Source organism: Streptomyces sp. NPDC046909 (assembly GCF_040644695.1).
In the GTDB taxonomy this organism is placed as follows: Bacteria; Actinomycetota; Actinomycetes; order Streptomycetales; family Streptomycetaceae; genus Streptomyces.
In genome coordinates this window covers 735,703-757,678 of record NZ_JBEYXC010000003.1, presented here as the reverse complement: position 1 = coordinate 757,678, position 21,976 = coordinate 735,703, and the positions used below count along the sequence as shown (strand labels likewise).

Genomic DNA, 21,976 nt, shown 5'->3' with positions numbered 1-21,976 from the left:
GATTCGATCTGTTCTTGTCCTACGCGCACAAGGACGGTGTGTGGGCAAAGACGTTGGCTGAGAACCTTCATCGACTGGGCCTCGACGTATGGCTGGACCAGTGGGAGATGGCCGGGGGCCGACTTGTGGCGTCACAGCTGCAGGAAGGGCTGACGAACGCCGACGCCGTGGTGGCGGTGGTCAGTCAGCACTGGGTGGACTCCGGTTGGTGCGGGGAGGAGTTCGCCGCCGCCATGACCGGCGCGGTGGAGCAGGGCAAGCGCCTGATACCGGTCGTGGTCGGCGACGTGGACTTGCCGGTCTTCATCGCCTCCCGGCTGTACGTCGACTTCCGCGAGGTGGCCTCCTCCGAGCAGTACCTGGATCTCGTACGGGACTTGAAGCAGGCGGTACTCAGGAAGCCTCCGGCGCAACGCCCGAGACGGGGCGAGCCGCTGGTGGTGCCCGAACCGGTGACCTACCGCCTGGACGGGCCCACGCGCGCGGAGTTACGAGTCGGCACGGACTCGGTGATCTTCAGCGCCGCGGGACGGGATCTCTCCTGCCCGCCCGGCGAAGTCGACGACGACCTGGAGCAGCGCTTGGGGATGCTGCACCGTGCCCGCGCCGCGGCCTTGGAAGGCGTCCCCACGCGACGGCTGCTCCAGGAGACGGCCGCCCTCGGAGGGCCGTCGGGGGCGCTGGCAGTGGTCGGGGAGGCCCTCGGGGAGCGGTTCGCGAGCGGTGCGGTCGCGGCGGCGGTGGCCGAGCAGGAGCGACTGGCTCGGGCGCGGCATACGTCGTTACGGATCGGGCTCGCGGTGGATGACCCGGCGTGCGTGGATCTGCCGTGGGAGACGCTGGTCGTGCCGGGGATGGCGGGGCCGTTGGTGCTGTCCGAACAGGTGGAGCTGTACCGGACGCTGCGTGGGGAGTGCTCACCGGTCGCAGTGCGGTTCCGGGACCGCTGCGGATTCTGGCGGTGGTGGCCAGTCCGGAGTCGGGCGGGGGTGAGCTGCTGGATTACGAGCGGGAGTTGGGGCGGATTCTGGATGCGGTGGATCCGGCCCGATCTCGACAGGGTGCGTATGTGCGGGTGCTGAACTGGGGGAGCCTGGCTGAGATCCGTACGGCCTTGGAGCAGGAGCGGTTTCACATCCTGCATCTGTCCTGTCATGCCAAGCCGGGGGCCCTGCTGTTGGAGGACGCGCGGGGACAGGCTGACGAGGTCGACGCGGAGCGGTTCCTGGCGGAGGGTCTGCCCAACGATCGTGGTGTTCCGTTGGTGGTGTTGTCGGGCTGCTCCACCGCGCGTGCTCCGTTGCCTTCGAAGGCGACGCAACAGCAGGACGACGCCGACATCAATGCCGCTGCCGCCGCCGCGAGTGGGGAAGGCCGGGTACGGACCGGTCTGGCCCGCGAGTTGTTGGCGCACGGAGTCCCGGCGGTGCTGGCGATGACCGACTCCGTCACCGACCACTACGCCACCGAACTGACCGCGGAGATGTACCAGACGCTGGCCCGCGCCGAGCACCCCAACCCGCTGACCGCCCTCTCCCAGGCCCGGCGCACCCTGGAGACCCGACGCCGACGGCTGCCGGACCAGGACCCTCGCGCCGCCTGGCCGGAGTGGGCCACCCCGGCGCTGTTCCTGGCCGGGCCTCCCTTGCCGCTCTTCGACCGCACCCACAGTGCCGATCAGATGCCGATGATGCCGGAGGCGGTGCTGGACGAGGGCATGGTCGTACGCAAGGTCGGCGATTTCGTGGGACGCCGTGCCGAGCTGCGCAGACTGCTGGGTGCGCTGCGCGATTCCCAGTGCGCGGGGGTGTTGGTGCACGGCATCGGGGGTGTCGGGAAGTCGACGCTGGCCGCCGAGCTGCTGCATCACTACGAGACTCATGACCGGTTGATCGTGCCGGTCTCGGCGGCCACGACCCGGACCGTCGACGCGGTCCTGGAGACGTTGCGGCAACGTCTTGTGGCGTACTGCTTGGTGGAAGGGGATCTGCCGGCGACGGACCCGTTGCGCCGGCTGTCGGCGGCTCTGGCCGATGCAAGTTCACCTTGGCGGGCGCGGTGGCAACTGATCCGTCAATTCGTGCTGCCCCGGCTGCGCGTGCTGATGGTCGTGGACAACGCCGAAGACCTTCTGTCCTCATTGTCCGGAGACGAACTCCACATCACGGACCCCGAGCTCGCGGAACTGCTGGCCGCGTGGACCGAGGAGAGCCCCCGCACCCGGTTGCTGGTCACCAGCCGTTACCCGATCCGACTCCCCCGGCAAGCCGACCAACAGCTTCTCGCTCATCATCTAGGGCCTCTGACTCTGGCCGAGACCCGCAAGCTGATCTGGCGCCTGGACGGCCTGGCCGCCCTCAGCCCGGCCGACCAACGGCGCGCATACACCGATGTCGGCGGCCACCCGCGGGCCCTGGAATACCTCGACGCCCTACTTCGCGGCGGCGAAGCCCGGTTCCCCGACATCGCCCGCCGTATGGAAACCGCCCTGAAGGATCGCGGCATCCACGATCACAAGCGCTGGCTGACAGGCACACAAGGCGACCTGAACAGAGCATTGGCCGAGACCGTCACTCTCGCCGTGGACGACGTCCTGCTCGACAGCCTGCTCGGTCAGCTCGACGCCGTACCCGGAGCGCGACAGCTCCTGTACGGCATGGCCGTGTATCGGGCTTCGGTCGACCGGATCGGAGCCGCATGGCAGCTGTCCCAGCTGACCAAGGTCCCCGAACTCGACCACGACCTTCTGTTACGTGCCACGAACCTCACCGCGCGCATCAGCCAAGCAAGGGATGCCGGAGTGGCATTGGACGACAGTGATGCCTCCGGGCCCGAGATGTTCGCGGAATACACAGCCATCATGGAGGAACTCCAGCGCCCCCCGGTCGACATGGACGTCCAAGCCACGGACGCGTTGAATCAGCTACTGGACCTCGGGCTGCTCTCTCCGGCACCCGCACCCCAAGACGAGCGGGGTGGTTCGGTCCCCGGTTTGACGGTTCATCACTGGACAGCCGACGCTCTTCGCCGACGCACCCACCCCGACGCCCTCAGAGCCGCTCATCGCCGGGCCGCGGCCTACTGGGAATGGCGAGTCAACGTATGGCCGCAATCTGAGGTCGAGGACATCACCCAGCTCATCGAGGCGCGTCACCATCATCATCAGGCAGGGGACCTCGACCAGGCCGACTCGATCACCCAGAGGGTGTGCTCGCAGCTACAGACCTGGGGAGCCTGGGACTGGGAACGACACCTCATCGAGGAAACCCTGACCTGGGTCCCGCCCCGATCCCGCTCTGCCGCCGCCCACATCCACCAGCTCGGCATCATCGCCCAGGAACGGGGGGACTACCAACAAGCCGAAGAGCGCTACCACGCCTCCTTGACCATCAACGAAGAGCTCGGCAACCGCGTCAACATCTCCACCGGCTACCACCAACTCGGCATCATCGCCCAGCTGCGCGGGGACTTGCAGCAGGCCGAGGAGCGCTACCACGCCGCCCTCACCATCAACGAGGAACTCGGCAACCGGGCCAACATCTCCACCGGCTACCACCAGCTCGGCATCATCGCCCAGGATCGGGGAGACTACCAACAGGCCGAAGAGCGCTACCACGCCGCCCTCACCATCAACGAGGAGCTCGACGATCAAGCCGGCATAGCCGGCAGCTACTACCAGTTGGGCATCATCGCCCAGCTGCGGGGGGACTTGCAGCAGGCCGAAGAGCGCTGCCGCGCCTCCCTCACCATCTACGCGCAGCTAGGCAGCCGCGCCAACATCGCCACCTGCTACCACCACCTCGGCATCATCGCGCGGGAGCAAGGGCACTTCCAACAGGCCGAAGAGCGCTACCACGCCGCCCTCACCATCAGGGAAGAACTCGGCGACCGTGCCGGCATAGCCAGTTGCTACTACCAGTTGGGCATCATCCGCACCAAGCAACAGCGTCCCAGGGAAGGCGTGCCTTGGCTGCTCCAGGCTCTGTCACTCCAGCTGGAGATCGGAAGGCCGATCGGCTCGATCCTTTCCGGGCTCAGCCAGCAGAGGACCCGTCTCGGCGACGATGTCTTCCGCTCGCTCGTCAACGGCATGATGGCGGATGAGGCCTCGACAACAACGATCATGAACGCCACCCAGACCGAGAAACACCCCCCACCAACACAAACGACCCCCGACCCAAACCCAGGTCAGGGGCCATTCGCACCGCACTGAAACGCTCACCGCGGAAGCGGTGGGATTTGAACCCACGGTGACATCGCTGCCACGACGGTTTTCAAGACCGTTCCCTTAGGCCGCTCGGGCACGCTTCCCCGCGCCGCCTGGAGGGCCGGAGCCCGGCGGCGCGGGGACAAGAGTAACCGGTGCCCACGCGCGCGTGGGGTCAGCTGTCGCCCTCGCGGGAGCCCAGGGTGAGTTCGACGGTGTTGGTCTTGCCGTCGCGCTCGTAGGTGATCTTGACCTTGTCGCCGGGCTGGTGGGTCCAGATCTCCCCGATGAGGGTGGGCCCGGAGTCGATGACCGTGTCGTCGAGCTTGGTGATGACGTCGCCGGGCTTGAGGCCCGCCTTGGCCGCCGGGCCGCCCGCCTCGACGGGGTCGGAGCCGCTGGCGCCCTGTTCGGTGATCTTCGCGCCGCCCGTGGAGTCCTCCAGGGAGACCGAGGCTCCGATCTTGGCGTAGACGGGCTTGCCGGTCTGGATCAGCTGCTGGGCGACATACTTGGCCTGGTTGATCGGGATGGCGAAGCCGAGGCCGATCGAGCCGGACTGGCTGGTGCCGCCGAGGCCGCCGCTGCTGGTGGACTGGATCGCGGAGTTGATGCCGATCACGTTGCCCTGGGCGTCCAGGAGCGGTCCGCCCGAGTTGCCCGGGTTGATCGACGCGTCCGTCTGGAGGGCGCTCATGTAGGAGGCGTTCGAACCGCTGCCGTCGCTCGACGCGACCGGGCGGTTCTTGGCGCTGATGATGCCCGTCGTGACCGTGTTCGAGAGGCCGAAAGGCGCGCCGATGGCGATCGTGGAGTCGCCCACCGCCACCTTGTCCGAGTCGCCCAGGGTCAGCGGCTTGAGGTCGCTCGGGGCGTTCTTGAGCTTGATCACGGCCACGTCGTAACCCTGCGCGTGGCCCACGACCTCGGCGTCGTACTTCTTGCCGCTCGGGAAGGTCGCGGTCAGCTTGCCGCCGTCCACCGCGTCCGCCACCACGTGGTTGTTGGTGACGATGTGGCCCTCGGTGTCGAAGACGAAGCCGGTACCGGTGCCGCCCTCGCCGCTGCTGGACTCGGCCTCGATGGTGACGGTGCTCGGCAGCGCCTTGGCGGCCACGCCCGCGACCGTACCCGCCTCCCGCTTGACGGAGCCGCCGCTGTCGGAGGCGGAGACGGTGGTCGACGAGGTGTTGTCGTCGTTCTTGGCCAGGGTGTAGCCGAGGCCGCCGCCCAGGCCGCCCGCGACCAGCGCGGCGATCAGGACCGCCGCCATCAGGCCGCCACGGCCGCGGGACTTCGGCGCGGGGGGCTGGTAGGAGGCGCCCCAGCCGCCGGCACCCGCGCCGCCCGCACCGCTGTCGGCGTACGTCGGGGTCGCGGGGGGCGGGGGCGGCCAGGAGGCGTCCGGCGCCTGACCGCCCGGCTGCCCCGGCGCTCCGCCGCTGATGCCCTCCGGGCCGCCGCCCTGCGGACCGCTCGCGCCCGCCGCGGCGTACGCCGGTGCCTGGCCCGCGTAGGCCAGTTCCTGCTCCGGTGCGCCGGGGGCGCTCGGCGGCGTCGCGGGCAGCGGGGTCGTCGGGGCGCCGCTGTCGGGCGCGGTGGCCTGCGGGGAGGCTGCGGGGGAATCCACCGGCACGGGAGGTGCGGACGGGGCCGGGGGTACCGCAGTGCCCTCGTTCTCGGTGCTCACAGCTTTTCTCCTCGATCCACGGCTGTTGTCCTAAGGTCGCACTCGGTCACGCTCGTTCACGCTTGCCGACGGTCCGGCGCGATGCAGCTGTGCATGTGCTTTTGTATGCCGTCAGCTTTTCCCACAGGCCGTCAGAGCACCATAAGCGGTGGCTGTGGGTCCAGGACTTTCCTTTATATGGGACCTTTCCGGCAAACCAGACGCATCTCGGCGTCCTCTCTGTGCCCTCCTCGTGCGACGCGTACCCGCGCGCGGTGGCACCATGACGCGGTGACCCACGTACGGCAGCAAAGCATTCAGGTCGTCGCCCACCGCGGAGCCTCCGAGGAGGCCCCCGAGCACACCCTGGCCGCGTACAAGAAGGCGATCGAGGACGGCGCCGACGCCCTCGAGTGCGATGTACGCCTGACCGCCGACGGCCATCTCGTCTGCGTCCACGACCGGCGCGTCAACCGTACGTCCAACGGGCGCGGGGCGGTCTCCGCCCTGGAGCTGGCCGAGCTGGCCGCCCTGGACTTCGGCTCCTGGAAGAACCGCGACGAGGAGCCCGACTGGGAGCACCGTCCGGAGGACCGGGAGGACACCTCCGTACTGACGCTGGAGCGGCTCCTGGAGCTGGTCGCGGACGCGGGGCGGCGGGTGGAGCTGGCCATCGAGACCAAGCACCCCACGCGGTGGGCGGGGCAGGTGGAGGAGCGGCTGCTGGTGCTGCTGAAGCGGTTCGGCCTGGACGCGCCCGCCACGGCGGCCGACTCCCCGGTCCGGATCATGAGCTTCTCGGCGCGCTCGCTGCATCGCGTGCGTGCCGCCTCGCCGGCGCTTCCGACGGTCTATCTGATGCAGTTCGTCTCGCCCCGCCTGAGGGACGGTCGACTCCCGGCGGGCGTACGGATCGCGGGGCCCTCGATCCGGATCGTGCGCAATCACCCGGCGTTCATCGAGCGGCTGAAACGAGCCGGTCACCAGGTGCACGTCTGGACGGTGAACGAGCCCGAGGACGTCGACCTCTGCGTCGAGCTCGGCATCGACGCGATCATCACCAACCGCCCGCGCGCGGTCCTGCGCCAGCTGGGCAGATAACCAAAACGGACACAACTGGTAAAGACCTGTGAAGGTGTCTTGACCCGGCACCTTCACCACCCGCATTCTCCCAACCCGGCCATAGCGTCGAAATCCAGCCACACGGTTACAGGGAGTGCTCCGGCGCGTTCGGACCGTATTCGATCGTTACGAATGCGTCAGCGGACCGCGATTGGCCGGTTTCCGGTACAGGCCAATGGGGCATCCACACCGTGGCGTGGGGCAAAGGAGGTCTCGGGGGTGGCGTTGGTGGTGGCACAGGAGGTGCCCACGTCGTCGAGCATGGCCGTACCCCATGGCCCTGCGGGCGTGGGGGAAGCAAGACACCGGATGCGTTCTCAGCTGCGCACGGGTGGCGTGTCGGAAGCGGTCATCGACGACGCCGTACTGATTCTTTCCGAACTCTTGAGCAATGCGTGCAAGCACGGCCGGCCGCTGGGCGACGCCCTGGCCGGGGACGGCGATGTCCGCGCCGCCTGGCGGGTGGACACCGGCGGCAGACTCACGGTCGAGGTGACGGACGGCGGCGGGCCCACCCGCCCGGCTCCGGCCACACCCTCGGTCACCGCGCACGGCGGCCGCGGGCTGAACATCGTCAGCGCGCTCTCCGACGACTGGGGCGTACGCAACGACGCCCGCGGCGAGGTCACGGTGTGGGTCGTCGTCCACGACGACGTCCATGATCCGGACGCCGGTCACCGCCGCGAGGACTTCGCCGCGCGCGTGACGGCCCCCTCGGTGTCGGCGATCGCCGATCTGGACTTCGCGGAGGCGTTCACCGACCTCGACTGACGGCCGGCGCGCCCACGTCGACCGCAGGTCGGCACACACCCCCACGTTGTCCACAGGCTCCCGTCGCGCACCCCGTGAACGGCTAGGCTCCCGCCGTACGAGACCAGCCGTAACCGGGAGACCTCACGATGGCCAAGAAGCGACCCCAGACGAAGGCCAAGCGCCCGCAGATCACCGACGGGGAGGTCCCGGTCGTCGGTGCCCGCGAGCCCTGCCCGTGCGGCAGCGGCCGCCGCTACAAGGCCTGCCACGGCCGGGCCGCCGCGCACGCGGTGACCGAGCTGGTGCAGCGCCCCTTCGAGGGGCTGCCGGGCGAGGGCGACTGGGTGGCCCTGCGCGAGCTGGTCCCGGCCGCCACGGTCGAACTGCCCCTGAAGGGCGGCCTCCCCGAGGGCGTCCCGTCGGTCACGCTGGCCACCGTGCTGCCGATGGCCTGGCCGGCCCTGCGCCGCGACGACGGCTCGGTGCTGCTGGGCCTACAGAACGACACGGCCTCGGGCGACATCAGCCGCGACCTCGCCGACACCCTCCAGCGCGCCCTCACCGCCGACCCGGGCACCCCCGTCCAGGGCCGCCGCGCGCCCGCCGAGGGCCCGCGGCTCCAGGATCTGCTCGACCCCGAAGGCGTGTTCGAGCCAGTCGTGCACGCGGGCTTCGAGTTCTGGGTGCCGGACGCGGAGAACGCCACCCCGGAGGTGACCGCCTCCCTGGAGCGGGCCAACGCCGCGGCCATCCCGACCGCCAAGCTCCAGGGCGTGGACGCCGCCTACTGGTGCGAGACCCCGGACAAGAACCACCTGCGCTGGGTCATGCCGTATCCCGAGGAGCAGCTTCTGGACGCGCTCGCGCGGCTGCACGCGGCCGGGAAGTCGAGCCTCGGCGAGGGCACCCGGCTGGTGGGTTCCTTCCGCGCTCACGGGCTCACCGTGCCGGTCTGGGACCTGCCGAGCGGGGTCACCGCGGACGACGTGGAGAAGCCGGCCGCCGAGTTCGCCGAGCGGCTCTCCGCCGCGCTGGCCTCGGACGCTCCGCTCACCGCGGACGAGCGGCGCGCGCGTGGGGGCCTGACCAACCGACAGGTCACGCTCAGCTGAAACACAGATTCGAGTCCCGGGGTGGGCTGACCGGTCGGTCAGTCGACCCCGGGCTGACGGAGCGGCCGGATCCGCTCACAACTCCCTTCGGGATCAAGTGAGTCGGTGTCCGGAAAGCCGATGAAAAACCGAGATCGAATTTGCGAACAGCCGATCTCTTGTTACCGTTCGAGTAGCCCGGTTGCTGGTGCATCCCCCGTCGCCAGCAACCGGGTCTTTCTGTGCCCGCTCAGCTTTACGGATTGCCGCCGGGCGTCAACTGCCCGTAGCCGCCCCGGAGTTGCTGCCGGAGCGCAGCAGAAGCGGCCCCTGACCGCCCTGCCCCGCGAACTCCGCGATCGCCGTGTACGCGGCGGGCTCGCCCAAGGTGCGCTCCCTGGGCGTCTCACAGGTCCCCGGCTCGTCGTCCGCGCCCACCGCGCAGTGCATCTGCACAGTGCGGCCGCCGGGACCCATGAGGCTGAGCACGGAGTCAAGCCCGCCGCCGGTGACATTGCGGTAGTAGGTGCGGGCCCACGTCTCCTCGCCCTGCGTCAGCACACAGGTCTGCGCCTCGATGCCCTCGGGGGAGGTGAGTTCGGGGCCGCAGCGGGCGGCGGTGGCCAGGCCCAGGCCGAGCAGCAAGGGGGAGCGGGAGGGCTCGGCGGAGGCGACGGGTGCCTTGTGGTCGTCGTGCGGCAGAGCCCGTACGACCTCGTCGCCCACCTGTCCCGCGGAGGCCACGGCCAGAGGAAGCGCGACGGCGCATGCCGCGACGCCCGCGAGGGCGAGCAGACGAAGGTTCATGAAGGGGACGATAACGAGCGCGCGCGGGCGGCTGGTTCCGCCCGCGCCCGACACCCTTACAACTCGGGCGCGCTCACACCCGTACGAGTGAGGGCGTCCACCACCGCGTCCACCACGGCCTCGACATCGGGCACCCAGGGGGAGGCCGAGCCGGGCAGGGGGGCGCGCTCCCAGCGGAGGGCGCCGTGGCCCGTCTCGGACGGGGGCAGCGCGATGTAGCCGCCCTCGCCGTGGAAGCGGAGGGAGCCGGGGACGAAGTCCTTGGCGTACAGCAGTTCGCCCAACTGCTCCATGGAGTACGGCTTGACGAGGATCGCCCAGCGGTTGGGCGTGGCGATCACCGGGCCCAGGCGCATGCCCTGACGGTCGAGGGCGGTCAGCGCGCGGGAGGCCGCGAGGGCGGGCAGGGAGACCGCGCAGGGGGCCTTGCCGCCGGTGGCGAGGACGATCGGCGCGGCGGGCCGGTTGGTCCACCACCAGCGCACCATGCGCTCGTCGGTGGTGGCCGCGAGGAGCCCGGGGTCGAACGGGTGCGCGCCTGGCACCGTGCACTCGGGGTCCGGACAGCTGCAGCGGGCCCGGCCCTGCGGGTCCGGTGCCGCGCCGGGGAGTACGGGCCACTGCCATTCCGTCGCGAAGGTCAGGGCCGCGCTGATCAACTCAGGCCCCCCGTCGTTCCGCTTGGACAGGAGCCTGCGTGCCTTTCCGAGGATCTCGCGCATGAGCGCTCGTTCCTTTCCGTTGCACCGCTGGCAACACCGTGGGCCACATCACACCATGTGTCGATCACTGCACTGTGCGTACCTGTTGGCGCATCACACCCTTGTCCGAGACAAGGGGAACCCCATATGGGCCGAGCGTTGGCTGCGTCCGCGGCAGCCTGACCCACACTGCGTCTATCAAAAGCATGGGCGTGGCGTGGGGGTGGCGAAGTCTGGCGTTTTTGCCGTCCCGCGTGTTTCTCTTCGCCTCCGCCACGGAGGATGGGGCTCGGTCGTCGGTGGCTAAGACGCCCGGGTCCGCCACCAGGTTCCGGGTGGTTGTCAACCACCCCTGGCCTTCTCCGAGTACGTACCCATCACGACCGCTGTGACGCTCAGTGGAGCAAGGCCAGTCGACCGCAATAGGCCGTTACCCGAGTCAGTTTTAAGCCAACTTTGCTTTTCGGCAAGAGGGGCACCGGTGACCCATGGACACCAGGAATCCCGGCAGGACAATGCTGGACATCCCCTCACGAGTGCGTGTACATGTGGAGACACTGCTAGCGGCGCAGAATGACATGGGGGTTTGCGATGCTTTTGAGCAATACGCACCGGTCGGAAAGCCGGACGCCATGAACGCCCCTCACCCTCCGAAAGTGGCCGGAATCGATTCAACGGTTCCCTCGCCCGCACACACTGTCGCGCCCGCGCCCGCCGCCCCGGACGCCTCTCCGGTCCCTCCACCCGACGCGTCGAACGCACCGGGGGCCCTGCTCCAGGACCGGCTCGCAGGCTGGGTCTCCGACCTCACGACCCTCCACGAACTCACGGAACGCCTGGCCCGCACAGACGCGCTCCAGGACGCCCTCACGGAGCTGCTGCGCGCCGGAGCCGCCCTGGTGGGCGCCCGGCGCGGTCTCGTCGTACTGGAACCCGGCGACGGACTCGGCCCCGACACCACCATCGGCCTCGGCCTGGCCCGGGCCGATCTCGGTCACATCGAGACCGTGCCGCGCAGCGCCATGTCGTACGGCAAGATCCTCGACGGACTGCCGGGCGCCGACGGCGAGATCGCCGAACCCGACCTCTTCGCCGAGGACGGCCTCGACCCCCGCCACCGCGAAGTGGCCGCCCGCCTCGGCTACGCGGCCTGCTACGCGCTCCCGCTCGCCTCCGAGGCCGCCGGCCGGATCGGCGCCGCGGTGTGGCTGTACGACGAGCCCGCCGAACCCGCGGAGCGCCAGCGCCACCTCGTCGGCCTGTACGCGCGCTACGCGACCGAGTACCTCGCGCGCCTGGTCGAAGTCGAGCGCACGCGCGCGTGCATGGCGACGATGTCCGAGGAGCTGCTGCCGTCCCGGCTCCCCCGCGTCGCCGGCGTCCAGCTCGCCGCCCGGCACCGCACCGGCCCGCGCGGGGGCGGCGACTGGTACGACGCGCTGCCGCTGCCGGACGCCGCGCTCGGACTCGCGGTGGGCTCGGTGACCGGCTCGGGGCCGAGCGCGGTCGCCGCGATGGGACGACTGAGAGCCTCCCTGCGCGCGTACGCCGTGATGGAGGGCGAGGACCCTGTCGCCGTCCTGTCCGACCTGGAACTGCTGCTGCGGCTCACCGAGCCGGCCCGTTCCGCGACCGCCCTGTTCGCCTACTGCGAACCCGCGCTGCGCAAGATCACCCTGGCCGGTGCCGGTCACTGCCCGCCGCTGCTGGTCGGGGAGCGGCGCACCGAGTTCGTGGAGACGTCCGTGTCGGCGCCGCTCGGGATGCTCGCCTGCTGGGAGGCGCCCAGCGTGGAGCTCCAGGCCGAGCCGGGAGAGACGGTTCTGCTGTACACCGACGGACTGCTGCACCGTACCGGCGACCCCACCGACCGGGCCTTCGCGCGGCTGCACGCGGCCGCGGCCGGTGTCCCCAAGGCGCTGCGGCGCGACCCGGACGCGGTCGCCGACCACGTCCTGCGGACCGTGCTGCCGGACGGGCTCGACGCGGCGGACTCCGACGAGGACGTCGTGCTGCTCGCCGCGCACTTCGAGTAGCCCCTCGATGAGCGCTCGGTAACAGGTCTTCCGGCCCTGGGCCCCCTTCCGTACGACCGTACGATGGAGGGGGTCCAGTGCCGTATCTAGGAGGATGACCGTGGCCGAGGAGCTCAACCCGGAGACCCCGGAAGAGACCGAAGAGCCGATCAAGCAGCGCAAGAACGGGCTGTACCCGGGGGTGTCCGACGAGCTCGCCGAGAGCATGAAGTCCGGCTGGGCCGACACCGAGCTGCACGACCTGCGGCCGATCCCCCAGGCCGCCGAGACCGCGGCCCGCCGTGCGGCGCTGTCGGCGCGTTTCCCGGGCGAGCGGCTGGTGATCCCCGCGGGCAACCTGAAGACCCGCTCGAACGACACCGAGTACCCCTTCCGGGCCTCCGTCGAGTACGCGTACCTCACCGGCAACCTGACCGAGGACGGCGTGCTCGTCCTGGAGCCGGCCGCCGACGGCCACAAGGCCACGATCTACCTGCTGCCGCGTTCCGACCGCGAGAACGGCGAGTTCTGGCTGTCCGGGCAGGGCGAGCTGTGGGTGGGCCGCCGGCACTCCCTCACCGAGGCGGAGAAGCTCTACGGCATCCCCGCCTCCGACGTCCGCGAGCTGGCCGACGCGCTGCGCGAGGCGACCGGCCCGGTGCGGGTCGTACGGGGCTACGACGCCGGCGTCGAGGCCGCGCTGACCGACAAGGTCACCGCCGAGCGGGACGAGGAGCTGCGGGTCTTCCTGTCCGAGGCGCGGCTGGTCAAGGACGAGTTCGAGATCGGCGAGCTCCAGAAGGCGGTCGACTCCACGGTCCGTGGGTTCGAGGACGTCGTACGCGTGCTCGACAAGGCCGAGGCGACCTCCGAGCGCTACATCGAGGGCACGTTCTTCCTGCGCGCGCGGGTCGAGGGCAACGACGTCGGCTACGGCTCCATCTGCGCGGCCGGACCGCACGCGTGCACGCTGCACTGGGTGCGCAACGACGGACCCGTGCGCTCCGGGGACCTGCTGCTCCTCGACGCCGGTGTCGAGACGCACACGCTGTACACCGCGGACGTCACGCGCACGCTGCCGGTCAACGGGCGCTTCAGCGAGATCCAGAAGAAGATCTACGACGCCGTGTACGACGCCCAGGAGGCCGGTATCGCGGCCGTGCAGCCGGGCGGCAAGTACCGCGACTTCCATGACGCGGCGCAACATGTGCTGGCCGAGCGGCTCGTCGAGTGGGGTCTGGTCGAGGGGCCCGTCGAGCGGGTGCTGGAGCTGGGGCTTCAGCGGCGGTGGACGCTGCACGGGACCGGGCACATGCTCGGGATGGACGTGCACGACTGCGCTGCCGCGCGGACCGAGACGTATGTCGAGGGGACGCTGGAGCCGGGGATGGTGCTCACGGTTGAGCCGGGTCTGTACTTCCAGGCCGACGATCTGACCGTGCCCGAGGAGTACCGGGGTATCGGTGTGCGGATCGAGGACGACATCCTGGTGACGGAGGACGGGAACCGGAACCTCAGCGCTGGGCTGCCTCGGCGGTCGGATGAGGTCGAGGCTTGGATGGCCTCTCTTAAGGGTCTTAAGGGCTGACGGTTGGATTGATGGCCGGGTACCGGTGGGGTGCCCGGCCTTTCGTTGCGGTCTGCGGGTTGTGGGGGCTTGTCGCGCAGTTCCCCGCGCCCCTGGGGGGTTGGTGTGGACCTGCATATTGAGTTGGGCTCTCTTGAGGGGCGGCGGGCCGGGGTTGAGCGTGCTCTTCGGGATGCCGTGCGGGACGGGCGGCTTGCTCCTGGGGCTCGGTTGCCTGCGACTCGGCGGCTGGCTGCCGAACTGGGGGTATCGCGCGGGACCGTGAAGTCGGCTTACGACCAGCTCGTCGCCGAGGGGTATCTGACCGCTCGGCAGGGGTCGGGCACCGAGGTCGCCTCCCTGCCGTCGATGAGTCAGGACGCGCCGGAAGCGGCCGCACGCGCGCGTGCGCCGCGATTCGATCTGCGGCCCGGTAGCCCGGACGTCGGGGCGTTCCCGGCCGCGGCCTGGCTGCGGGCGCTGCGCAGGGCCATCGCCACGGCGCCCTCGTTGGCGTACGACTACGGGGATCCGCGGGGGCGCATCGAGCTGCGGACCGCGCTGTCCGGGTATCTGGGGCGTGCGCGTGGGGTCATCGCGCCGCCCGAGCGGATCGTGATCACCTCCGGGTATGTGCAGGGGCTCGCGTTGCTCACGCGCGTGCTGGACGGCGGCGAGATCGCCATGGAGGATCCGGGGCTCGGCTTCCACCGGGAGGTCGTGCGGCGGGGCGGCGGGAACGTCGTGCCCGTGGGCGTCGACGAGAAGGGCGCCCGCGCCGAGGAGTTGGGGGACGCGCGAGCCGTCGTCCTCACTCCCGCGCATCAGTACCCGACCGGGGTGACCTTGCGTCCCGAGCGGCGGCGGGCGTTCACCGACTGGGCACGCGCGCGGGGCGGGCTGATCGTCGAGGACGACTACGACGGGGAGTTCCGTTACGACCGGCAGCCCGTCGGCGCGCTCCAAGGGATGGCGCCGGGGCATGTCGTGTATCTCGGGACCGCCTCCAAGACGCTGGGGCCCGCACTGCGGCTCGGCTGGATGGTGCTGCCGCCGCAGCTCGTCGACGCGGTCGCCGACGCCAAGCTGCACAGCGATCACCACACCGAGTCCATCGGGCAGTTGGCGCTCGCCGAGCTCATCGAGAGTCACGCGTACGACCGTCATGTGCGGGCCTGTCGGCTGCGGTACCGGCGGCGGCGCGACCAGCTGCTGCATCGGCTCGGGGCGCGGCGGGCGGTGCGGGGGATCGCGGCCGGGCTGCACGCGCTGGTGGAGGTCGCCGACGAGAAGGAGGCCCTGACGCGGGCGGAGGCGGCCGGGCTCGCCGTCGGGCACCTCGGGGACCACTGGCACGCGCCGGACGCTCCTGGGCGGCCTCAGGGGCTCGTGGTGGGGTACGGGACGCCTCGGGAGCGGGTGTATCCGGAGGCGCTGGAGGTGTTGGGGAAGGTGCTGGACGGGTTGGGCTGAGGGGGGCGCGTGGGTCGCCCAGGTCGCGCAGGTGCGCAAGTCGCGTGGAATTGGGCCAATGGAAGTGCTGGCCATTGGGTCTGTTTCAGGGTCCAGTTCGCTTCTAGCGTCGTAGGCATGACGAACTCCCTCGTCCCGCCCTCGGGGCCGCAACGTGTCCTCGCCCTCGCCCAGTTGACCAACGCCGTCGGTGACGGGGCCTACCTCGTGACCTCCGCGTTCTACTTCACCGAGGTCGTCGGGCTCGCCCCCGCGCGCGTGGGGCTCGGGCTGACCGTGGGGTGGGCGGTCGGGTCGGTGGCGGGAGTGCCGTTGGGCCGGCTCGCGGACCGGCGCGGGGCACGGGGTACGGCGGTGCTGCTGGCGTCGGCGGCGGGGGTCGCGGTGGCGGCGTTTCTCTTCGTCCGGGGGTTCCTGCCGTTCGTGCTGGCCGCGTGCGCGTACGCCGCCGCGCAGTCGGGGCTGGCGGCGGCCCGGCAGTCGCTGCTGGCGGGGCTGGTGTCCGCCGGGGAGCGGACCGGGGCGCTGGCGTATCTGCAGTCGGCGTTCAACGCGGGGCTCGCGGTGGGGGCGGGGCTGGGCGGGCTGGCGATCCAGGCCGGGACGCGGGGGGCGTATCTCGGGGTGTTCGCGATGGACGCGGTGACGTTCGTGGGGTGTGCGGGGGTGCTGCTGCGGCTGCCTTCTGGCATGCCGGGAGTGCGGGGGGTGCCGGGGGTGCCTGAGGCACCTGGGTCGACGGTGGCCTCGGCGGGCGTACGGAGGGCTCGGCGGCGGCTCGGGGTCGTGCGGGACCGCCGCTATGTCGGTCTGACGCTCCTCAACACCGTTCTGCTGCTGCGGATGCCGTTGCTGAGCCTCGCGCTGCCGCTGTGGATCGCGGAGCGGACCGCCGCGCCCGCGTGGCTGGTGTCCGCGCTGTTCGTGCTCAACACCGGGGCCGTGATGGTGTTCCAGGTGCGGATGGCGCGCGGGGTCGGGGGGATCGGGTCGGCGGTGGGTGCGGTGCGGCGGTCGGGGTGGGTCATGCTCGCGGCGTGCGGGGTGTTCGCGCTGTCGGCCGGTGCGTCGCCGTGGGTGGCCGCCGGGGTGCTGGTGGCCGGAGCGGTCCTCCAGGTCGTCGCGGAGATGGGGCAGTCGGCCGGGTCATGGCAGCTGTCCTTCGATCTGGCCCCGGCCGACCGGGTCGGCGAGTACCAGGGGTTCTTCGGAACGGGCGTGACGGTGGCGCGGACGCTGGGCCCGCTGGTCCTGACCACCCTGTTGCTCGGGTGGGGTGCGGCGGGGTGGCTGCTGCTGGGCGGGGCGACGCTGGTGGCGTCGTACGCCATGGGGGCGGTGGCGCGGCGGGGGTCCGACGTGCCCCGGGTGGAGGTGCGGTCGCGGCCGGTGCTCGTGAAGTGACCGCCGCCGCACAGCACGCCGCGCGCGTGGACCGGCCGTCACCGGAACGCCGGTCCACACAGGAGGCCTCGTACCGCTGAACAACCCAACCGGTGAACGCCTCGCCCCCGGAGCGCGGTCCGCTCAAGCGGCCCGTACCAGTGAACCCCTCGTCACCGGGAGCGAGTCCAGGAACAGGGCGCCCGCGAGGAGGCCGGCGCTGCCTCGGGGGCTCCACGCGCGTGTGTGGAGGTCCTTGTCGAAGGCGGTCAGGGCCGCGGCGCCGGCCTCGGTGGAGGTGCCGCCCGCCTCCAGGATGCCGCGGGCGCCCGCCTGGACGTGGCGCAGGCCCAACGGGCCCGCGGAGTAGAGGAGTTCGGTGTCCTGGAGGGTGGACATCACGGTGAGGAGGGCGTCGAGGCGGGCCTGGCCCTCGGTGGCGCCCGCCATGCGGGCCGCGGCCAGGGCGTCCAACGCCCGCCGTACGTGCGGGAATCCGGCCCGGGCCTCGCCGCGCGCGCCGGCGGCACCGTACTTCGCCGAGACCGACGAGCCGTGCGAGGGCCTGCGCGGGGCGCGCTTGTCGGTGTGGCGGGCGATGCTCTTGGCGGTCGCGGCGATGTCGGTCGCCGGGGCCCGGGGGTCGAGCGCGGCCGCGGCGACGAGCAGGCCGAGGGCCCAGGTGGCGCCGCGGTGGCCGCCGCCCGCCAGGTGGACCGAGTGTTCGGTGCAGCGGCCGATCGCGCCGAGCTCCGCGCGGAGTCCGGGCGTCGGCTCGCCGGTGCGGCGGGCGGCGGCGGCCATCGCCGCGAGGCCGGGCACGAGTGCCTTGGCCGACCAGCGCAGGGCACTGTGGTCCCTGCGGGTGACGCGGGCGTCGAGGTCACGCGGATCGGGCAGCCCCGGCTTGGGAGCCAGGGCCAGTTGCCCGGTCAGCGCGGTCACGGCGGCCTGCGCCAGCGCTTCGTCCTCGCGGCTGCTCATGGCCGTACCCTACGAGGACGCCGAGGCCGAGGCAGTGGCGCTTTCGGACGGAGCGTCGGACGGCGGTTCGCCGGTCGGCGCGTCGCTCGGGGGCGTGCCGCCACCGCCGCCGCTGCCCGCGCCGGTGCTCTCGGCGTCGGGGTCGATGCCGAGGGTCAGGAAGCCCTTGTAGCCCTTGGACGGGTCCTTCTTGTGGACGGCCTTGAGGGTGAGCAGACCGCTGGACGCGCCGCCGCCGTCGTACACCATGTCGTTGTCGAGGGTGGTGTAGCTGCCGGAGTGCTTCGAGTAGGGCTCCAGCGTGAAGATCTCCTGGGCGATGTCGTCGTCGAAGAAGAACTGGCCGGTGTAGTTGACCTTGCCGCCCTCGTAGGTGCCGTCCTCCTTCTCCCCGCCGGTGTGGACCTTGACGTGGATGTGGCAGGTGCGCGGGGTGTACCAGCCCGGGAAGATCGTCTCGAACTTGACGACCCCGTTGGCGTTGGCGATCTGGTAACCGCGCAGATAGGTGGCGTCGTTGGCGGTCGAGCCGTCCTCGCTCTCGGCGGGGGCCGAGCCGCCGGGGTTGGCGGTGGTGTAGCCGGAGTAGTAGCCCCAGGCGTCGCAGTGCCAGATCTCCACGGCCGCGCCGGGGACCGGTGTGCAGCCGTCGGTGGCGTCGACGACGGTCAGGCGCAGGGTGAGCGGGACACCGCTCTTGCCCTCGGTGATGTCCTTTCTCACCAGGGCGCCGTCGAGGTAGTACGGGCCTTCGGTGACGCTCGTCATGAGCGTCATGCACTCGCTGCTGGTGCTCGTGGCGGACGCCGAGGCCGTGGCGTCCGCGGTGGTGGTGGCGTCGTCGGCGAAGGCCGACTGGTAGCCGGCGATGGCGAGGCCGCCCGCGGCGACCGTCCCGCCCGTCACCGCGATCGCGCGGCGCCGGGTGATCGTCTTGTTTTTGTGGTTTCCCGTCATGATCGGGAACTTATGGACGGTGTCCGTCAGGGAGGTGGGGGGAGGCTGAGAGTGGCCTGTGAATGCTGAGGAAGCTGAAGACGGCTTGAAAAGCCGTGCTCCGACAGGACTCGAGTTCGGGCTCCTAGCTTCTGATCCGCCAGAGAGACGACGCTCTCAACTGTGATCGGGAGACCTCATGTCCGACAAGACCACCGCCATCCTCGCCGCCCTCGACGGTGACAAGACGCTGCGTTCGGCGGTCATCCAGCACCTCGCCACGACCCACGCGCAGGAGATCGTCAACCCGCTGCGCGCCGAGCTCGGCGGCAACGACGACATTTCGCTGGGCGCCGTCAACTCCAACAAGGAGTGGCAGGAGTAGTCAGGCCGTGCCGGCCGGGTTCCCCTCGCGGGAACCCGGCCGCCCCTTTTTTGCCACGCCCTCGTCGACGTCGAAACGGCGGTGATCGTCTTGCCCACCCTCACTCCCGACGCGTGTGCCGTCGGGTCCGGTACCACCGGCGCGCTCCTGCTGCGCGACGACCGGGAGGCCCGTACGGAGCTGCTGCTCCGCCTGCTGTACTCGAAGTCGTCCGCCGCGGTGGTGGCCGACGCGCTGGCGGCTCCCTCGGGGCGGGTGAGCGCCGAGACGGCCGCGGTGCTCGCGACCGTCGACTTCCACGCCCTCACCGTGGAGCGCACGGCACGGCTGCGGAACCTGGGCCGTCAGCTGCAACGCACCTGCCCGGCACTGTGGGAGTGCCTCGACCAGGAGACCCTCACCGGGCTCGTCGAGGGGTACGCGGACGCCGACGCCTTCTGGCGCAGCACGGGCCGGACCCTGTTCGAGAACTTCTGCCTGTACGCGCACGGGGTCGTAGGCGCCCGGTCCGCCCTGCTCGCGGACGTCTTCCAGCTGTTCGGCCTGGTGAGCCGGTTCTCTGCGCCCGAACTGGTCGCCCCGCCCGAGGATGTGTGCGCCTGCACCACCGGGATCCCCGGCGAGGGCATGGACCTGACGAAGTCGGCCTTCTCCCCCTGGGACGACTCGGGCCTCGTGCCGCCGGTCGTGCCCGGCGCGCTCCAGGTCGAGTCGTTCCGCTCCGCCTGGCGCCTGGTGGACGAGCGGGGCCGGCTGCCGCGGTCCGTCGAGCCCGGCGCGCTCGCACCCGGTGACCACCAAATCGTCGTAGCCGCCTTCCCCGGCCACCGAGTGTCGGCCGCGGCCCTCCCGCTGTGAAGCAGGTCAGCATGACATCAGCAAAGACATCGGCGCGGACGCCGGCGAGCACGGATGCCGTCGCCCGGCTCGGCTTCGGGCTCGACTGGCAGTACCGCGACAACTATCCGCAGAGCATGGCCGAGCTGCGCACGAAGTACGACGGCCGGCTCAGCCATCTCTCGTGCGTGTCCCTGCCCAGCGCCGCGGACGCGCGGGTCTTCATGGACGAGTGCGCCCGCGGGCTGCCCGTGGTGCACCATCTGCCCGGCGTGGCACCGGCCGCGCCCGGCGGCCCCAACCTTGAGCTCTACCAGCGTCTCGAACCGGTGAGCGACATCCTGGACGCGGTGTGGACCTGCGAGGACATCGGCCTGTGGTCGATCGGCCCGTATCCGCTGCCGTACTTCACCCCGCCCCTCTTCGAACGCGACATCGCCGACCACGTCGTCGAGGGCATCCGCACGCTGCACGCCCTGGGCAGCCGTCCGTTCGTCCCGGAGATCCCCTCGTGCACCCTGGCGATCGGCCGGCTGAGCCTCGGTGAGTTCTTCCACCGCGTCACCGACGGCGCCGACTGCGATCTGCTGCTCGACGTCGCCCATGTCTTCTCGTACGCCGTCGCCGTGGGCCGCCCCTACGAGCAGGTGCTGCGTTCGCTGCCCCTGGACCGGGTGGTGGAGATCCATGTGGCCGGCGGCTATATCGACCCCACGTTCGACAACCGCTATCTGGACACGCACAGCCACGCGGTGGCCCCGGCCGTCATCGACCTGCTCCAGGAGGCGGTGACCGCCTCGTCCCGGCTGCGCGCGGTGACGTACGAGATCGGGGTGGGCCTGGACGCCGGGAACCTCGACGACGACTTCGGGCGCGTGGAGGCGGTGCTCGCGGAGGCCGACTGGACTCCGTCGGTCGCCCGGCCGGCTGGCCTCGCCACGGCGGGTGGGGCATGAGCGACTCCCAGCGGATACCCCAGCGGATGCCCCAGCGGGTGCGGCTCCTCGTCGTGAGCGACGGGTCCGTGCCGCCCGCGGCGGGCTCCGAGACCGACACCCACACCGAACGCGTGGCCCGGCTCGCGGCGCGGCTCGCACCCGACGCGGAGATCGGGTACGCCTCCGCCGGTGACCTGAAGGCCCGTACGCTCGCCGCCGACCTGCGCCGCATGGCCGACGGCTGGGACATCCTCGCCATGCCCTGGTCCTCCCCGGAACCGGACGCCGAACGCCTCGGCGTGCGACGCGCCTTCGAGGAGGCGGCGCGGGGCCCTGGCATGCCGCTGCTCGTCGCCGCCGCCGGTCACGACGGACCGGGGCGACTGCGCTTCCCCGCCTCCTGTACGTCGGTGCTGGCGGTCGGCGTCACCGGACCGGACGGCACACCGACCTCGTACTGCGGCACGGACCTGGTCGGCCGCAAGCCGCAGCTGCTGGTCCCGGACGGGGCGTATCCGACGGAGTCCGCCTCCGGGGGGTTCGAGCCGATGCGCGGGACGTCCGCGGCGGTGGGGGTGGTCGCGGGGTGGGCGGCCCGGGTGTTGGGGCGGTTGCGGGAGGCGGCGGGAGTCCCGCCGTCGGCGCTGCCGCGGGGTGCGGAAGGGGGCGCCGCCCCGGGGGTCGCGCGGGGCGAAGAGGAACCCGTTCCCTCGGGGCTGCTGCGGGCCGTGCTGCTCGCCGCGGCCGGGCCGGGGGGCGTGCTGGAGGGCGGGCCGGAGGATCTGGAGACGCTGGCCGCGCAGGGCGCCGGCGTCCGCGTGTTCGCCCTGAGCGGTGGGGCGTTGCGGCTGCGGGTCGGCGAGGGCGAGCGGACGCGGGTGGCCGTGGTCGCGGAGAGTCCCGAAGAGGTCGTATCCGGTGCCGGGCGGCCCCTGTGGCTGCCGCCCGCGGCCGAGGTGTCCGTGACGGGCACGGAGCGGGTGTCCGGCACCGGGTGGCTGGTGACGGAGGCCCGGGGCGAGGCGACCGTCGAGTGCTCGGGCGCGGCCCAGGTGGCGGTCGGCGGGGATGCCGTCGCCGTGACCGCCGAGGAGGCTGCCGTCTCGGA

At 71.3% G+C, this 21,976-nt stretch carries 18 protein-coding genes and 1 tRNA gene; 13 read left to right on the top strand and 6 right to left on the bottom strand.

Annotation, left to right across the window (positions count from 1 at the left end):
- Window positions 1-14: 14 nt before the first annotated feature.
- Complete coding sequence (locus ABZ928_RS12250) at window positions 15-1,082, top strand: toll/interleukin-1 receptor domain-containing protein (RefSeq protein ID WP_361517322.1); 1,068 nt, start codon at window positions 15-17, stop codon at window positions 1,080-1,082.
- Window positions 965-4,213 (top strand): tetratricopeptide repeat protein, encoded by a 3,249-nt coding sequence (locus ABZ928_RS12245; protein ID WP_361517320.1) that lies wholly within the window; start codon window positions 965-967, stop codon window positions 4,211-4,213. Before ABZ928_RS12250 ends, ABZ928_RS12245 begins: the two co-directional genes overlap by 118 nt.
- A gap of 11 nt (window positions 4,214-4,224) precedes the next feature.
- Here the strand turns inward: ABZ928_RS12245 and ABZ928_RS12240 are convergent.
- Window positions 4,225-4,311: transfer RNA gene (locus ABZ928_RS12240), tRNA-Ser, on the bottom strand.
- 71 nt (window positions 4,312-4,382) lie between these two features.
- The gene (locus tag ABZ928_RS12235) at window positions 4,383-5,897 is read right to left on the bottom strand and encodes a trypsin-like peptidase domain-containing protein (RefSeq protein ID WP_361517319.1); all 1,515 of its coding nucleotides are present in this window, start codon (window positions 5,895-5,897) and stop codon (window positions 4,383-4,385) included.
- 270 nt (window positions 5,898-6,167) lie between these two features.
- Between ABZ928_RS12235 and ABZ928_RS12230 the strand changes: the two genes are divergently transcribed.
- The 3 genes from ABZ928_RS12230 to ABZ928_RS12220 all read left to right on the top strand — a co-directional run bounded on the left by ABZ928_RS12230 (window position 6,168) and on the right by ABZ928_RS12220 (window position 8,863).
- The gene (locus ABZ928_RS12230; RefSeq protein WP_361517318.1) at window positions 6,168-6,977 is read left to right on the top strand and encodes a glycerophosphodiester phosphodiesterase; all 810 of its coding nucleotides are present in this window, start codon (window positions 6,168-6,170) and stop codon (window positions 6,975-6,977) included.
- A gap of 153 nt (window positions 6,978-7,130) precedes the next feature.
- A complete protein-coding gene (locus ABZ928_RS12225; RefSeq protein WP_361517316.1) occupies window positions 7,131-7,769 on the top strand; it encodes an ATP-binding protein in 639 nt (212 codons plus the stop codon).
- Window positions 7,770-7,897: 128 nt separating this feature from the next.
- Complete coding sequence (locus ABZ928_RS12220; protein WP_361517314.1) at window positions 7,898-8,863, top strand: DUF5926 family protein; 966 nt, start codon at window positions 7,898-7,900, stop codon at window positions 8,861-8,863.
- A gap of 255 nt (window positions 8,864-9,118) precedes the next feature.
- Here ABZ928_RS12220 and ABZ928_RS12215 read toward each other — a convergent pair whose 3' ends face one another.
- Together ABZ928_RS12215 and ABZ928_RS12210 are read right to left on the bottom strand one after the other, a co-directional pair.
- Window positions 9,119-9,649: a hypothetical protein gene (locus ABZ928_RS12215; RefSeq protein WP_361517312.1), complete on the bottom strand. Its 531-nt coding sequence runs from the start codon at window positions 9,647-9,649 to the stop codon at window positions 9,119-9,121.
- 56 nt (window positions 9,650-9,705) lie between these two features.
- Window positions 9,706-10,371, bottom strand: a complete 666-nt coding sequence (locus ABZ928_RS12210; protein WP_361517310.1) for a bifunctional DNA primase/polymerase — start codon at window positions 10,369-10,371, stop codon at window positions 9,706-9,708.
- 494 nt (window positions 10,372-10,865) lie between these two features.
- Here ABZ928_RS12210 and ABZ928_RS12205 point away from each other — a divergent pair, with 494 nt between their 5' ends.
- The 4 genes from ABZ928_RS12205 to ABZ928_RS12190 all read left to right on the top strand — a co-directional run bounded on the left by ABZ928_RS12205 (window position 10,866) and on the right by ABZ928_RS12190 (window position 16,809).
- On the top strand, window positions 10,866-12,386 hold the full coding sequence (locus ABZ928_RS12205; protein WP_361517662.1) for a PP2C family protein-serine/threonine phosphatase: 1,521 nt from the start codon (window positions 10,866-10,868) through the stop codon (window positions 12,384-12,386).
- Window positions 12,387-12,480: 94 nt separating this feature from the next.
- On the top strand, window positions 12,481-13,953 hold the full coding sequence (locus ABZ928_RS12200; RefSeq protein WP_361517309.1) for an aminopeptidase P family protein: 1,473 nt from the start codon (window positions 12,481-12,483) through the stop codon (window positions 13,951-13,953).
- 105 nt (window positions 13,954-14,058) lie between these two features.
- Window positions 14,059-15,405, top strand: a complete 1,347-nt coding sequence (locus ABZ928_RS12195) for a PLP-dependent aminotransferase family protein (RefSeq protein ID WP_361517307.1) — start codon at window positions 14,059-14,061, stop codon at window positions 15,403-15,405.
- Between the two features lie 117 nt (window positions 15,406-15,522).
- Complete coding sequence (locus ABZ928_RS12190; RefSeq protein ID WP_361517305.1) at window positions 15,523-16,809, top strand: MFS transporter; 1,287 nt, start codon at window positions 15,523-15,525, stop codon at window positions 16,807-16,809.
- A gap of 123 nt (window positions 16,810-16,932) precedes the next feature.
- Here the strand turns inward: ABZ928_RS12190 and ABZ928_RS12185 are convergent, their stop codons facing one another.
- Together ABZ928_RS12185 and ABZ928_RS12180 are read right to left on the bottom strand one after the other, a co-directional pair.
- Window positions 16,933-17,772 (bottom strand): triphosphoribosyl-dephospho-CoA synthase, encoded by an 840-nt coding sequence (locus tag ABZ928_RS12185; protein WP_361517303.1) that lies wholly within the window; start codon window positions 17,770-17,772, stop codon window positions 16,933-16,935.
- A 9-nt stretch (window positions 17,773-17,781) separates the two neighbouring features.
- Window positions 17,782-18,729 carry an intradiol ring-cleavage dioxygenase gene (locus ABZ928_RS12180; protein WP_361517301.1) on the bottom strand — a complete coding sequence of 316 codons (948 nt, stop codon included), beginning with the start codon at window positions 18,727-18,729 and terminating at the stop codon, window positions 17,782-17,784.
- Window positions 18,730-18,907: 178 nt separating this feature from the next.
- Here ABZ928_RS12180 and ABZ928_RS12175 point away from each other — a divergent pair, with 178 nt between their 5' ends.
- From ABZ928_RS12175 to ABZ928_RS12160, 4 genes are all read left to right on the top strand, one after another.
- Window positions 18,908-19,093, top strand: coding sequence for a hypothetical protein (locus tag ABZ928_RS12175; protein ID WP_361517299.1), 186 nt, complete (start codon window positions 18,908-18,910; stop codon window positions 19,091-19,093).
- A 90-nt stretch (window positions 19,094-19,183) separates the two neighbouring features.
- Window positions 19,184-19,951 (top strand): hypothetical protein, encoded by a 768-nt coding sequence (locus ABZ928_RS12170; protein WP_361517297.1) that lies wholly within the window; start codon window positions 19,184-19,186, stop codon window positions 19,949-19,951.
- 11 nt (window positions 19,952-19,962) lie between these two features.
- Complete coding sequence (locus tag ABZ928_RS12165; RefSeq protein WP_361517295.1) at window positions 19,963-20,886, top strand: DUF692 family multinuclear iron-containing protein; 924 nt, start codon at window positions 19,963-19,965, stop codon at window positions 20,884-20,886.
- Window positions 20,883-21,976 (top strand): S8/S53 family peptidase (locus ABZ928_RS12160; RefSeq protein WP_361517293.1); only part of this gene is annotated, 1,094 nt, incomplete at its 3' end. The genes ABZ928_RS12165 and ABZ928_RS12160, both read left to right, overlap by 4 nt.

What these genes read in the sequence shown, in the direction of transcription:
- ABZ928_RS12225 (WP_361517316.1), top strand. Translation starts at nt 7,131, where the DNA reads ATGCGTCAGCGGACCGCGATTGGCCGGTTTCCGGTACAGGCCAATGGG.
- ABZ928_RS12220 (WP_361517314.1), top strand. Translation starts at nt 7,898, where the DNA reads ATGGCCAAGAAGCGACCCCAGACGAAGGCCAAGCGCCCGCAGATCACC.
- ABZ928_RS12215 (WP_361517312.1), bottom strand. Translation starts at nt 9,649, where the DNA reads ATGAACCTTCGTCTGCTCGCCCTCGCGGGCGTCGCGGCATGCGCCGTC.
- ABZ928_RS12210 (WP_361517310.1), bottom strand. Translation starts at nt 10,371, where the DNA reads ATGCGCGAGATCCTCGGAAAGGCACGCAGGCTCCTGTCCAAGCGGAAC.
- ABZ928_RS12205 (WP_361517662.1), top strand. Translation starts at nt 10,866, where the DNA reads ATGCTGGACATCCCCTCACGAGTGCGTGTACATGTGGAGACACTGCTA.
- ABZ928_RS12200 (WP_361517309.1), top strand. Translation starts at nt 12,481, where the DNA reads ATGACCGTGGCCGAGGAGCTCAACCCGGAGACCCCGGAAGAGACCGAA.
- ABZ928_RS12190 (WP_361517305.1), top strand. Translation starts at nt 15,523, where the DNA reads ATGACGAACTCCCTCGTCCCGCCCTCGGGGCCGCAACGTGTCCTCGCC.
- ABZ928_RS12185 (WP_361517303.1), bottom strand. Translation starts at nt 17,772, where the DNA reads ATGAGCAGCCGCGAGGACGAAGCGCTGGCGCAGGCCGCCGTGACCGCG.
- ABZ928_RS12180 (WP_361517301.1), bottom strand. Translation starts at nt 18,729, where the DNA reads ATGACGGGAAACCACAAAAACAAGACGATCACCCGGCGCCGCGCGATC.
- ABZ928_RS12175 (WP_361517299.1), top strand. Translation starts at nt 18,908, where the DNA reads ATGTCCGACAAGACCACCGCCATCCTCGCCGCCCTCGACGGTGACAAG.
- ABZ928_RS12165 (WP_361517295.1), top strand. Translation starts at nt 19,963, where the DNA reads ATGACATCAGCAAAGACATCGGCGCGGACGCCGGCGAGCACGGATGCC.